This window comes from Commensalibacter sp. M0268, from assembly GCF_016101925.1.
GTDB lineage: Bacteria > Pseudomonadota > Alphaproteobacteria > Acetobacterales > Acetobacteraceae > Commensalibacter > Commensalibacter melissae.
The window spans coordinates 44025-57301 of sequence record NZ_JACFPQ010000001.1 but is presented as its reverse complement, the minus strand read 5'-3'; the positions used below and the strand labels follow the sequence as shown (position 1 = coordinate 57301).

16 protein-coding genes are annotated in these 13277 nt (G+C 39.0%); 8 read left to right on the top strand and 8 right to left on the bottom strand.

The annotated features are described in order from the left end of the window. Positions 1-83: 83 nt before the first annotated feature. Complete coding sequence (locus tag H3R28_RS00275) at positions 84-1160, bottom strand: cobalt-precorrin-5B (C(1))-methyltransferase (protein WP_198209550.1); 1077 nt, start codon at positions 1158-1160, stop codon at positions 84-86. A gap of 147 nt (positions 1161-1307) precedes the next feature. Here H3R28_RS00275 and H3R28_RS00270 point away from each other — a divergent pair, with 147 nt between their 5' ends. The 3 genes from H3R28_RS00270 to cobS are packed head-to-tail and all read left to right on the top strand — an operon-like array spanning position 1308 to position 4413. Continuing rightward, complete coding sequence (locus H3R28_RS00270) at positions 1308-2627, top strand: cobyrinate a,c-diamide synthase (protein ID WP_232351189.1); 1320 nt, start codon at positions 1308-1310, stop codon at positions 2625-2627. Continuing rightward, a complete protein-coding gene (locus H3R28_RS00265; RefSeq protein WP_198209455.1) occupies positions 2624-3640 on the top strand; it encodes a nicotinate-nucleotide--dimethylbenzimidazole phosphoribosyltransferase in 1017 nt (338 codons plus the stop codon). Before H3R28_RS00270 ends, H3R28_RS00265 begins: the two co-directional genes overlap by 4 nt. Further along, positions 3637-4413 carry an adenosylcobinamide-GDP ribazoletransferase gene (gene cobS, locus H3R28_RS00260; protein WP_198209456.1) on the top strand — a complete coding sequence of 259 codons (777 nt, stop codon included), beginning with the start codon at positions 3637-3639 and terminating at the stop codon, positions 4411-4413. Before H3R28_RS00265 ends, cobS begins: the two co-directional genes overlap by 4 nt. On the opposite strand, the gene H3R28_RS00255 is transcribed toward cobS, so the two are convergent. The 4 genes from H3R28_RS00255 to speD all read right to left on the bottom strand — a co-directional run bounded on the left by H3R28_RS00255 (position 4381) and on the right by speD (position 6715). Next, a complete protein-coding gene (locus H3R28_RS00255) occupies positions 4381-4959 on the bottom strand; it encodes a histidine phosphatase family protein (protein ID WP_198209457.1) in 579 nt (192 codons plus the stop codon). The genes cobS and H3R28_RS00255 overlap by 33 nt on opposite strands. A 22-nt stretch (positions 4960-4981) precedes the next feature. After that, positions 4982-5134, bottom strand: a complete 153-nt coding sequence (locus tag H3R28_RS00250) for a hypothetical protein (protein ID WP_155565898.1) — start codon at positions 5132-5134, stop codon at positions 4982-4984. Between the two features lie 163 nt (positions 5135-5297). After that, positions 5298-6158: a polyamine aminopropyltransferase gene (speE, locus tag H3R28_RS00245; protein ID WP_198209458.1), complete on the bottom strand. Its 861-nt coding sequence runs from the start codon at positions 6156-6158 to the stop codon at positions 5298-5300. 92 nt (positions 6159-6250) lie between these two features. Next, positions 6251-6715, bottom strand: a complete 465-nt coding sequence (gene speD, locus H3R28_RS00240; protein ID WP_110438541.1) for an adenosylmethionine decarboxylase — start codon at positions 6713-6715, stop codon at positions 6251-6253. Between the two features lie 411 nt (positions 6716-7126). Between speD and dksA the strand changes: the two genes are divergently transcribed. After that, positions 7127-7558, top strand: a complete 432-nt coding sequence (gene dksA / locus H3R28_RS00235) for an RNA polymerase-binding protein DksA (protein ID WP_110438542.1) — start codon at positions 7127-7129, stop codon at positions 7556-7558. Between the two features lie 46 nt (positions 7559-7604). Here dksA and panC read toward each other — a convergent pair whose 3' ends face one another. Then, a complete protein-coding gene (panC, locus tag H3R28_RS00230) occupies positions 7605-8426 on the bottom strand; it encodes a pantoate--beta-alanine ligase (RefSeq protein ID WP_198209459.1) in 822 nt (273 codons plus the stop codon). A 242-nt stretch (positions 8427-8668) separates the two neighbouring features. Between panC and H3R28_RS00225 the strand changes: the two genes are divergently transcribed. Continuing rightward, the gene (locus H3R28_RS00225; protein ID WP_155568467.1) at positions 8669-9565 is read left to right on the top strand and encodes a DUF2272 domain-containing protein; all 897 of its coding nucleotides are present in this window, start codon (positions 8669-8671) and stop codon (positions 9563-9565) included. A 7-nt stretch (positions 9566-9572) separates the two neighbouring features. Here the strand turns inward: H3R28_RS00225 and H3R28_RS00220 are convergent, their stop codons facing one another. Continuing rightward, positions 9573-9983, bottom strand: a complete 411-nt coding sequence (locus tag H3R28_RS00220) for a rhodanese-like domain-containing protein (RefSeq protein ID WP_155565902.1) — start codon at positions 9981-9983, stop codon at positions 9573-9575. Between the two features lie 159 nt (positions 9984-10142). On the opposite strand from H3R28_RS00220, the gene H3R28_RS00215 reads away from it, so the two are divergent. From H3R28_RS00215 to H3R28_RS00205, 3 genes are all read left to right on the top strand, one after another. Then, entirely contained in the window at positions 10143-10868 is a 726-nt protein-coding gene (locus H3R28_RS00215; protein WP_110438546.1) for a response regulator, read from the top strand. After that, positions 10855-12243, top strand: a complete 1389-nt coding sequence (locus H3R28_RS00210; protein ID WP_155565903.1) for an ATP-binding protein — start codon at positions 10855-10857, stop codon at positions 12241-12243. Before H3R28_RS00215 ends, H3R28_RS00210 begins: the two co-directional genes overlap by 14 nt. A gap of 66 nt (positions 12244-12309) precedes the next feature. Then, positions 12310-12888, top strand: coding sequence for a YqaA family protein (locus H3R28_RS00205; RefSeq protein ID WP_110438548.1), 579 nt, complete (start codon positions 12310-12312; stop codon positions 12886-12888). A 9-nt stretch (positions 12889-12897) separates the two neighbouring features. On the opposite strand, the gene H3R28_RS00200 is transcribed toward H3R28_RS00205, so the two are convergent. Continuing rightward, positions 12898-13260 (bottom strand): hypothetical protein, encoded by a 363-nt coding sequence (locus tag H3R28_RS00200; protein WP_110438549.1) that lies wholly within the window; start codon positions 13258-13260, stop codon positions 12898-12900. Positions 13261-13277 lie beyond the last annotated feature (17 nt).

The window sequence follows — 13277 nt, the reverse complement described above, 5'->3', positions numbered from 1 at the left end:
AAAATATATCTTCATAATTAGAAAATTAAAATATTACAGCAGAAATATTATAATCAATTATCATTTAATTGTTACTTAAATAATTACCCAAACGCCCTCCCAAGACAATTACCCTTACGATCAATCATCAGAATTTCGATTTTAAAAATCACGGGATCAAGTGTTTCTTTTACAACTGCCAGTGCCTTTTCTGCAATAAAATCAGCCAGGAGCAACCGTTTTACATGACAGTTCCTGAAAACCTCCAGGGCAGTATTAGCCAGCCTGACCTTCTCAACAAAACTATCCTCCCCCCCCAATTCCGCAACCCATTCTGCCAATTGTGCAAAATCTACCTGTGAACGACCAGAATGAAGATCCAGATGACCTTGTGCCAATTTTGTAAATTTGGCAACGCCTCCTGCCAAGGTTAGCCATTGAACTGGATGTGTTTTTAGATATTTCAGAACTCCCCCGACAAAATCACCCATTTCAATAAAGGCTGATTCGGGCAATGTATAGATTTTTTTGGCCGTTTCTTCAGATACATTCCCGACAGAGGCAATTAGATGCGTCAAATTTGCAGCCCGTGCCACATCTATCCCGCGATGAATGCTCGCGATCCATGCTGCGCAAGAAAACGGTACAACAATGCCTGTTGTTCCTAAAATCGATAATCCACCCATAATACCCAGTCTTTGATTCATCGTTTTTTTTGCAAGCTCCTCTCCATTCACAACGCTTATTTCCACCTCTACATCAGGGGAAGGAAATACCTCGTTCAATGCATACCGGATCATTTGACGAGGTACTGGATTGATTGCAGGCTGACCAACAGGCAATTGTAATCCCGGTTTAGTAACTGTCCCCACACCTTTTCCTGCCTTGAAAACAATTCCACGATCAATGGACAAGATTGTTATTCTTACACGGATTTCCGCTCCGTGGGTAACATCAGGATCATCCCCTGCATCTTTGATAACCGAGGCAATGGCACAGTGCCGATCCAGAATTTTGTGGTTAAAAATCCTAAATGAAACTCTTTTCCCCTGTGGAAGAGTAATTGTAACACGATCCGAAAAAAAACCACGTTTTAAAGCCAAATAAGCCGCTTTTGCAGCTGCTGTCGCACAAGCCCCCGTTGTCCAACCATATTTTAATTTTTTGACATGTTCCAATATTCCTCCTTTTCACGAAATAGTAATTTTTTTAATTTAATTCTAAATCAGGGAAAATTGATCTATGATTACTATTCTTCAAATGGCTTGTATTTTACAGGTTATTTCTATCATCAATAAACTTTTTTTCATTCAAGTTCAAATATTTATATGAACAATCAACCGCATTCTATCAAAGCATTTATGATCGCCGCTCCCAAATCGGCAAGTGGAAAAACAACCATCACCCTAGGATTATTAACTGCTTTACGCCGTAAAAACATACATGTTCGTGCGGCAAAATCAGGACCAGATTATATCGATCCCGCCTTTCACGCCATCGCAACGCAAAACATATCCTTTAATTTAGATAGCTGGGCCATGCCTTTTCCTTTACTTGACCATTTATTTAATGCCTCAACAAAAAACGCAGAATTATTCATCATTGAATCCTCGATGGGGTTTTTGGACGGCATCGAAAATGAAGAAGGCAAAAGAGGATGTGGAGCCGATCTGGCAATACGCTACAAGATTCCAATCATATTGGTTCTGGATATTACTGGTCAGGCGCAATCGGCCGCTGCTATTGCCTATGGTTTCGCCAATATAAACCCGAAATTCAAGATTCTCGGTGTAATTTTAAATAATGTGGCATCCCCCCGTCATTATCAAAATACCAAAGCTGCCTTTGACCGGATTAATATTCCGATATTGGGCAGTGTTCCCCGTAATTCAAAACTTCATTTACCGACAAGGCATCTGGGATTAATTCAAGCCGAAGAACATGAGGATCTGGATAATCACCTTGATTTTCTGGCTGATTTTATTGAAGAAAATATAGATCTGGATAAATTATTGTCATATATTCCTCAGCTTTCCATCCCATCAGACAATTCAATTATTGCCCTACCACCCCTTGGTCAAAGAATAGCAATCGCAAGAGATCTCGCTTTCAGTTTCATTTATCCCCATATTCTTGATGGATGGCATCGGCAGGGAGCATCCATCCATTTTTTTTCTCCACTGCAAGATGAGGCACCATCAGAAAAATGTGATAGTTGCTGGCTACCAGGAGGATATCCAGAGCTATATGCTGAAAAAATTGCCAATGCCAATCAGTTTTTACAGGGTTTACAAAACTTTGCCCAAACTAAAACTGTGCATGGTGAATGCGGGGGATATATGGTTATGGGGAAAAGCCTCATTGACAAAAACGGGCAAGCACATAGAATGAGTGGGCTGCTCAGCCATAGCTGCAGTTATGCAAAACCTAAAATTCATTTAGGATATCGTATAGCGAGGTTACCTAACCAAAACGGGGATCTTACAATATATGGCCATGAATTTCATTACGCAACCCTTTCAGATCCAGGATCTGACCAGCCATATGCCTTACTGAGCGATGGAACAGACAATTATCTTGGCCCGGAAGGTGGAAGACGTAATAAAGTTACAGGCTGTTTTTTCCATAGTATTGCATTAAAATCATGAAACACTTTAAGTCTATTACCGAATTAAGAAAATTGTGCCTTGTACTGCCCGAAAAGGATAAAAAAGCTGAACAGGCCACTTTTACCCGCCAGAATAACCTTTTAAAACCTCCTGGCAGTTTAGGAGAACTTGAAAATCTGGTTGCATGGCTAGCATCCTGGCAAAAAAAAGAAATGCCCAGCCTCGATAAGGTATGTATCATGATTTTTGCTGGAAACCATGGCATTACCGACGAAAGTGTCACACCCTACAATGCTGTCGTTACGGAATTGATGGTCACCCAGATCGAACAGGGACATGCAGCCATTAACCAGCTGGCAAAAACTGCGGGAGCAGAACTGCGTATTATCCCTCTAAATCATTTTGAGAAAACCAAAAACTTCTGTCATGAAGCGGCCATGTCAGAACATGATTTCCTTAAGGCGGTCGAGACGGGATATAATGCCGTAACACCCAATATCAATCTGCTTTGTTTAGGGGAAGTTGGAATTGGCAATACAACAATAGCTGCCGCTTTGAGTGCCGCCCTGTTTGGTGGAAATGGTGCCCAATGGGTCAGCAAAGGCACAAGTCAATCGCCTGAATATATCCAGAACAAACAGCGTATTGTTGATGAGGCTCTAGCCAAACATCAGGATATTCTCGATGACCCACTTGAAATTTGCCGCCACTTTGGTGGATATGAAGAAGCGGCTTTGTTGGGGGCCACTTTGGCTGCTCGTTATCTCAATATTCCGGTATTATTAGATGGTTTTGTTTGCACCAGCGCTGTTGCTGCATTGCAAAAGCTAAACCCGTCAGGTCTTGATCATGCAAAAATCAGCCATCTTTCTGCAGAAAAAGGGCATTTGTTATTGGCCGGAAACCTGAACCAATATCCTTTGATAGCCTTTAATATGCGATTGGGAGAAGGCAGCGGATGCGCAATAACCATTCCAATTCTTCAAGGTGCCCTAGCCTGTTATAGAGGTATGTCCACCTATGATGAGGCCGGATTACCGTATCCTAAATGATTTTTCTTTTCATAAGGAAAGTCATAACTGATTTTTTCAGTAGTCTTTCCTTTTTTTCACGATTGCCAATTCATTATATTTATAATGATTTTCATTTCTTTTCATTTGCCAGATCCATATGGATTTGGCCATTTATTTCCGCTTTTATCGGTGGGCTTGAAGGATGTTTTATTTATACCCTTTCTTTCACCACTCTATCTTCGTCAATTATCGCCTTTTCAGCATTAGGATTTCATCTATTGCTAACCGGCTGTTTACACGAGGATGGATTGGCAGATTGTGCAGATGGATTTGGTGGCGGACATAGTATTGATCAAAAATTGACCATTATGAAAGATAGCCGTTTAGGCACATACGGGGTTCTAACATTATTAATTGTACTCGGAATACAGATCACCTCCTTGATCTCTCTAATGACACTTCATCAGAAAATTATTCCGCTTTTAACAGCCATTGCGGTTTTATCCAGATCATCCATGTTGATCCCCATTTTTATCCTTTCCCCTGTTCAATCAAAAAGTATGGCCAGTCAGCTTGATCATATTCCATTTATTTCCAGTTTCATTCATTTCACCGTAACGATAAGCATATGTCTCTATTTCTTAAACTGGAAATTTACAATCTTGTATCTTTTGGTTTCCTTTATAACCGGTTTTTTATCCAGCTTGATTATCAACAACCATATTAAAGGATATAACGGGGATTGCCTGGGCGCTGTTCAGGTATTATCCACAACCGCTTTACTCGTTACAAGCAATTTGTTGTTTATCTAAATAATGTTTTGAAAAGGTAAATAATTCAATTCGACCAAAATCTGGTAATGGACCTAACAGTTCAATTGATTTTTCTAACGCAATCTGCCTTAAAAGCCGTAAAGGGCCACCATGTGAGACAATCAAAATATTTTGACCCTTTTTTTTAATTTCATGCCAAATTTCAATAACCCTAGCAAGAAGTAACCGACCTGTTTCTCCTTCCGGAATCTGCCAATCCCAAGGATTTTCTGCCCATGCATCAATGAATTCCTTGGGAATTTCATCCCATTTTTTTCCTTCCCATAAACCGAAATTCAATTCGATCAAGCGCCTATCTTCCTGATATGGGATCTGATATTGCAATGCAATGGCACGGGCCAACTTGAGACAACGTGACAAAGGGGAGGTATAAATCTGATCAATTGCAAACCCTTCTGGAATCGAAACATACTGTTCCCATCCATTTCGTAAAGGTATATCTGAATGCCCGTAACACATGCCAACAGGAACCTGAACAGGTGGATGACGCATTAAACCAATCTGGAAATGATCATTTATGCTCATAATAATGAATCAACCTGTCCTTTCATTCATCAAAATCATTAAGATCCTGTTGAAAATTTTTTTTCTGTTCTTCTCTGCTCCAACGCCCCAATATCACATCCCATAACGCACAGATTATGGAATACATTACCAGTAAAACAATACAGGTTGATAAGAAAATAATTGCTGCCGCCATATTCTTTTCCTTTCTTACCAACCTGCCATCAGAAAATTTTATAAAAAAATTAATGTATTCTATTCTTTAAACTATAATCCAGATTGTCATAAAATCCGACCATTTGTAAACTATACGTTTTTTTACATGAAATAGAATCCTTAATTTTCAAACCACATTGTTATTATGGTAAATTTTCCTTAATATATGGCGGGAGACAAAAAGATGCCAAATGAACATCTGGAGACCAGTACCGTGTCAATCCTTCAAGTTTTGCCACCTTTGCTCGTTGCTTAATTATATCAACTGTTTGATTGGTTTGATTTTCTTTTTTTCCTGCAATCCCTAACGTCATAAATCCACCCACATAGGTTGGAACCGCAGCGACATAAGCCGATACATATGAAAAGAACTTTTTACGACGCAAACTGGTTTCCCGCAATTCCTCGGCCTGCATAAACGGAACACCACATTGATTCACAATCAGGCCGTCTCCAGTTAAAATTCTGGCTGTATTTCGATAAAAATCATCCGTAAATAAAACTTCACCAACACCAATTGGATCAGTGCTATCCACAATTATAACATCAAAACTTTCCTTTGGCGCATCGGCAACATACTGGATACCATCCCCAATAATCACTTCTGCACGTGGATCATTCCAGCAATCTTTTGAAATTTCAGGCAGAAATTCCTTGGACAGAGCGATAACATCCCCATCAATCTCCACCATAACCGCCTTTTCAACTGTTTGATGCTGTAAAACCCGACGTAAAACCCCACCATCTCCAGCACCAATAATCAGAACACGCTTTGCATTGCCATGTGTCAACAAGGGAACATGAACAAGCATTTCCTGATATACAAATTCATCTTTTTCAGTAATCTGGGTCACGCCATCCAGGAATAAAACCTTGCCATATTCTTCATTTTCAATAATGCGTATATCCTGAAATAAAGATTTTTTATGCACGATTTCCCTATCAGCACGGAAGCTTTGTTTCCAGGCCGGATACAACGTTTCATCAACCCATTTAAAAGACATTAAATTCTGCTTTCACCTTTATTGAATGACAAAAAAAACTGGACAATATTCTTTTGTCCAGTGTTTGTTACTGCTATAGAAATATCGTTTTTCTATAAATTTTCTTTCCCACGCCTCTGTTCGTCCAGTACAATTCTTTCAGGTTTAAAGAAATGTTGTAAAACAGGAATGGCAAGATACGGATCACAAGAACCACACATGAAAATGTCCAGAGCAGCAAAATTCCGTTCTGGCCAAGTATGAATGGAAATATGGCTTTCCGCCAAAACAACAACACCAGAAACCCCACCATTCGGTGAAAAATGATGAAAATGACTGTGTAATATCGTGGCCCCAGCTACAACAGCAGCTTCACACAAGATGCGATCAATCTCTTCTGGATTATCCAGATTGGTTGCATCCCACAAATCAACAAGAAGATGCGTTCCTGCAAAACGCATACCATCTTTAACAATAAAATAATCTTTACGATCTTCCATATTTTCTGAAAAATCAATTGAAACCTGGTTATTTCTCGGAGTTTCCGAGACCATCCCCAGTTGAGCAAGTCCGTTCATCACGTACCCCTAAACCAGTAGACGGCCTGTTGGGCAATATGCCCCCTTGGGCCAAAGAATAAAGTGAAACTAGAACATACATAAACTTCAATCAGAAACGAACCCTGTTCTAGTAATCAAACAGAATTTGTCCTAATCAATAATATATCATATATTCCGCGAAATAACGACCACCGTTATATTTAGGTTAGTATATGACCCCTTCACTGACGAATCTCAAGTTTTTTTTTATATTTTTTCAAAAAAATATTTTTTTTACATTTTTAGACTCAAAATCTTGTTTTTATTAATTTACCCACTATTTTTTAAAATTTATTTTTTTTACTTGGCGAAATAGTTACTCGCTATTATAAAGCTCTAATAAAAGTAATTTAGGCTACTTTATTATTCCATATCTATAGCAGGTGCATAATGAATACGTTACCGCTTGATAAAAACTATCGCCCTTCTGAAGATGAGGAATTCATGAATCCTCGTCAGCTTGCATATTTTAAAAAGAAATTGGAAGATTGGCGGGATTCTCTTTTGCAAAATTCAACTGAGGCCCTTAATCATCTCTCAGAAGACAAAAATGTTGATATTGATCTCAATGACCGGGCCAGTTCTGAAACAGACCGCGCAATTGAGCTGCGCACTCATGACCGGGCCAGAAAACTGCTTGCAAAAATCAATAACGCACTTCAGAAAATTGAAGATGGTTCTTATGGCTATTGTGAGGTAACAGGAGAACCCATCAGTTTGAAGCGGCTAGAGGCCCGCCCCATCGCCACTCTTTCCATTGAAGCTCAAGAACAACATGAGAGAAAGGAACGCGTTTATCGAGATGATCAACCAATTGACTAAACCATGACTTATTTTCCATTTCAATTAAATAAATGGAAAATAAATTTCATATATTATCCAATAATCGTACACTTCCCAGTTTTACCGCTGCAATAAGACGTGCATTATCATTCCACTTGGTTATTTTCTGTAGAGAATTTCCATCAACCGCACAAAAATAATCCACTTTAAACTCTTTTTTTTCCAATGCCTCTATTGCGTTTGATAAAATAAGTGAAATATTACCTCCACTTTTTAACTTTAGATAAGCCTCTTGTAATATTTTATACAAAAACGGTGCTCGCGAACGCTCTTCACTCGTAAGAAAACGATTCCTGGATGATTTTGCAAGACCATCTTTTTCACGCACGATTGGCACATTCACCAAAATAACAGGTAAAAGCAAATCCTTTACCATTCTGTGAATCACCTGAATTTGTTGCCAATCCTTTTCCCCAAAGCAGGCAAATTTAGGTCTGACTAAAGAAAACAATCGATAAACAACGGTTGCAACGCCTGAAAAATGACCTTTACGCAATGCACCTTCCCATTGTAAAGCTGGTCCACCTATCTCAATACGCGTGTCAAAACCTTTTGGATAGATATCCTCGACTTTTGGAAACCACACTATATCGACCTGATTTTGTTCAAGCAAATGAACATCCTCTTTTTCAAGTTTAGGATATCGAAGAAAATCCTCTTTCTGATCAAATTGTAAAGGATTGACAAAAACACTTACAATGCAATGTTTGGCTATTTTCTTGGCTTTCTTTACCAAAGCAAGATGACCCTCATGTAAAGCTCCCATCGTTGGAACAAAGGATACATCAATCATGTCCGAATGCCCTCTCTCCCTTAAAAACTCGTTCAAATCATGGGTAATAATCATATCTTCCCCTATTTCCCTAGTATATTTATGTAATACGTTTTTTAATAATAATTTTAAAATTCATGACAGTTTAGTCAGGATAACAACGATTCCTTTCCTTATCGTAAAATGAAGATGTTTTAAAGCCACAGTTTGTTTTGAATAACATTATTTACGAAAGAAAAATCATTTCAAAAAGACTAATTATCAGAGATAATATATTCATTTCTTAATCTTTTTAACATTCAAGATGATTTATTAAAATGATCCGTAAAATTATCTCGGTTTTTTTCCTTACGTTTCTTGTCGCCTGTGGTGGACCACCAAATAACCCCCGTATAACACCAACTCAACAAACAGCATCATCGCAAAAACCGGTCGGATATTATTATAATGACCGTGTTCCAGATTTTGCAGTTAGAAATTATGAACCTTTTTCCCGCCAGGAAGTAGTAGCGTTAACCTTACGCGAATGGCGCGTATTTAACCAACCCATTGCCGATGAAGATCCCCTTCAGCGTCCTGAACCAACAAGTCCGGATGTAAAGGCTGAACGTTCATCTGGTTTATGGCAACGGGTAGGTGAATATTGGTGGATCGGTATGGATCCCGGCATGAAAGAAGGAAGTTATACTGGAAAACATAATAGTAATGGAACCGTTTTCAACTTTATCAACGATGGAAATTATGCCTGGTCCGCGGCTTTTATCTCTTATATCATGAGAATTGCAGGTGCAAATGACCGTTTCCCCTATTCACCCAATCATTCAACCTATATTAATGCGGCCGCTTCTGGAACATCTCCTGTCTTAAGGGGACATGATCCAGCCACTTATGCACCAAAACTGGGTGACATGATTTGTACCGCCAGAGGTAAAAGCCGGAACACTATCCGTTTTAATACACTTCCCACAACATACGGATTTCCTGCACATTGCGGTATTGTCGTTATGACAAACCAGAACATGCAACCTTTTGGCAAGGAAATCAGTATTATTGGCGGCAACGTAAATGATTCCGTTGCATTGACCCATGTACCTGTTGACACTCAGGGCATGATATCCAATGCAAATGGTGCAAGCTATGACTATCGTTATCCCTGGTGTATTGTCATTGAAATCGTATATGATGCAGAGGCAAGCCCTTCTACAAATATGTGAAAATTATTTAAGATTTTTTCGTGAAAGGTAAATTATCTGCTAGCCAACCAGCAATTGTCCCCCTTACTCCATTGACATTTGCTGGCCCTTCAAAACCTTCTTTTATATTATAAACATTTTTATAGCCTTCATCTTTTGCCAAGATTGCAGCGATTCGACTTCGTCCTCCCATAAGACATAGGAATAATAAAGGCCGATCTAATTGCGTTACAGTTTTTTTCAACTCCCGTATAAAATTCACATTTCTATTTCCCATCCTGTCTTGTAGGCTAATCTTGATAACTTCCTTGCCTAGAGATGATAACTCTGGATAGCCGACCTGTTCCCACTCCTCCGGCGTTCTGACATCAATTAACAGAGCCTGCCCATCCTTTTTTAACAAATCCCAAGCCTCTTTAGGCTTTATTTCTGGTATCATGATAATCTATCCTTTACTTTAATTTAATTGATTTTCACTATAAAATGGTTTCCAAAAGAAAAAACATCATTACTCAAAGTTTTGTTAATAAATAATATTTGCCTTTAATCACGTTATCTATTCTGACCAGATTTTAACTTTTCTTGTTTTTGATATCTTATGGAACAAACTATACATCTTTTAATAATTGATGATGATCACGAAATTGTAGATCTGCTCTCTCAATTCTTGCAAAAACATCATTTCAAGGTTTCCTATGCATATAATGGGGAGCAAGTGCGCCAAATTTGGAAAAACAATCATTTTGACCTTGTGATTCTTGACCTTATGCTACCTCAGGAAAGTGGTTTCGAGATAGCCCATTGGTTAAGAAAAAAAGCTGATATTCCTATCATTATGTTAACCGCTATGGGAGACGAAGCAGATCGGATTATCGGGCTAGAACTAGGTGCCGACGATTATATGGCAAAACCTTTCAACCCAAGAGAATTACTGGCCCGTATCCATGCCGTTTTGCATCGTTCACAACGTAAACAATTCGCTCACAACCCTTACATACAGAAAATCATCCAGTTTGGAGACTGGAAGGTCAATTTACTTCACAGACAGCTACTGAATCCTCAAAATGTTGAGGTTTCCCTGACAAGCAAGGAATATGACCTGTTAATTGCTTTAATCGAACATGCCCCAGAAATTGTTACCCGGGAAACTTTATCCGAAATTCTATATGGGCATCAGCTTCCTTCCACCGATCGTACAATTGACGTTACATTAAGCCGATTGCGTCGAAAACTGCAAGATGACAGCCGCCAGCCAAAAATAATTAAAACCGTTCACCGAGGGGGCTATTTGTTGGCCCTACCCATTCACTATGTCACAACATAAACCAAGAAAGTGGCATTTATGGCCCTATTCTCTAGCAGCTCGTACAGCCTTGATCTTAATCATTGGGATGGGTTTGATCGAGGCATGTGGCTTGTTAATCAATACTTTGGATCGGCTAGATTTCAATCGCCTCACCCAAGAACAGGAAGCTGTAAATCGCGCAACAGCTATTTATCGTGATATTTCGGAAGTCGATAGCAAGGATCGGTCCGATGAGATTAATGATCTAGATCCAATACATGGATTTACCATTTTTCTTTCAAACGAACCCAATCTTAAAAATGTCAATCTCCCTTCCCCTAAATTGGAACAAACTGTTTCCCACCTTCTTACAACAATCTTGTTCCCACCCGAATTACGTCCAACCAAAATTATTGCCACCTCTGATCCAGACAAACATAAAAATGCAATCGCATTTCAGTTACCAGATGATAAACAATGGTTAAACATCATATATGAATTAACCACACCAAACCCTTTCAAATCAGCAACGTTTCCGATCAGCTTTTTTATCATGGCAACAGCAACAAGCCTGCTTACTTTGTGGAGTGTTCGACGATTAATTGCCCCTGTCAGTACATTAGCCGCAGCAGCGGGAAGGCTGGGACAAGATGTCAATGCCACTCCTCTTGTTGAATCTGGACCAGAAGAAGTTGCCCAAGCCGCACGGGCATTTAACGATATGGCACGGCGTATAAATCGTTTTGTAAATGATCGTACACAACTTCTTTTGGCAATTGGTCATGATCTGCGCACACCGATTACACGATTGAAATTAAGATCTGAATTTATCAATGATAAACATTTACAAAAAAAATTTATCTCAGATCTTGATGAACTTGAAAAAATGATTGATGCGACCCTGGCATTCGGACGTGACAATACGCATCATGAACCTGTTATCAATCTTGATTTAACAAGCCTGATTGAAACCCTTATCCATGAATTACAGGAAACCCATCCGGATAAAATTGATCAAATCCGTCTTCACCATCCCTTACCCAGTTATACAATCAAGGCTCGTCCGATCAACCTAAAAAGAGCCCTACAAAACCTAATGAATAATGCGCTTAATTATGGAGGGAATGTTACTGTATCGCTAACCTCAAAACCTCCCTTCCCATCACTTTATAACCAGAAAGACAAACATATCTTCATATTGATCGAAGATGATGGACCCGGATTGAAACAGGAAAATCTTGAATATGTTTTTGAACCCTTTGTCCGTATGGAAACAAGTCGCAACCGTTCTACAGGAGGGACTGGACTGGGACTTTCAATCGCCAGAAATATTATTCGCGGACAAGGTGGAGATATTACTTTACATAATCGTATTCCTCATGGATTATGTGCAGTCGTTATGCTTATAGAATAACTTTCCCGAAACGAATTTCGTTACATTAACCTCAATCTATACAAATATAAAACATTTATTTATTTTATGCTCAAACATCTTTATGCACGCGCCTTACAACTCGCCGCAAGTCAGTACGCGATATTCTGGCTTATGCTAACCGCGTTTTCCGAGGCAAGCTTTTTCCCAATACCGCCGGATATTCTCCTTTGTCCAATGATTCTCGCTAAACGATGCAAAGCATGGCTATATGCAACAGTTACAACTTTAAGTAGTGTTGTCGGAGGGTTATTGGGATGGATAATAGGTGCTTTTTTACTTCATTATCTTGCAATGCCCATCATTCATTTCTATCACGCAGAACAGCAACTCATCAATTTGCAGGATAAATTCAATACATATGGCGTATGGATTATTCTAATCAAAGGATTAACACCGATCCCCTATAAATTCATCACCATTACTGCCGGTGCGGCACATTTTGCCCTGATACCCTTCCTGCTCGCAAGTTTAATTACCCGAGGCTCCCGTTTTTTCCTGGAAGCTGTTCTACTTTATTTTTTTGGGTCATCTATTCAGGATTTTATTGAAAAGCGATTAATATGGGTAACCAGTTTTATCTGCTTATTGCTTATATCGGGTATTATCGCTTTTAAATATATCTAACTATAACATTTATTTCTTGATTTTCAGACCTTTTTGTAATGCCTTGACATATTCCTTAACTTGTTGGTCAGATAAAACAAACCCAAGTGGACCAAACCCTGGATGTTGAAAAGCAAGTAAAGTTTCTGCTTTTTCAATATTCTTCTGAATTGCCCATTTGGTTTGATATGCAGGTTTGATCTGCGCCCCGGTTATTTCAGCTATTTTTTGACCTTCTGCCATCATCCATCGAACAGATCCCAAAGCTTGGATAAGATTGTCCAGTTCCAGCTGATTTAATTCTAATTGACCGGTTACGCCACTATCAGGTGAAAAAGTTAAAATTGTTTTTTTACGGTCTTCCGTAATCCGTATATTCACATCAATAGCCATTTGTAACCCTCTTTATC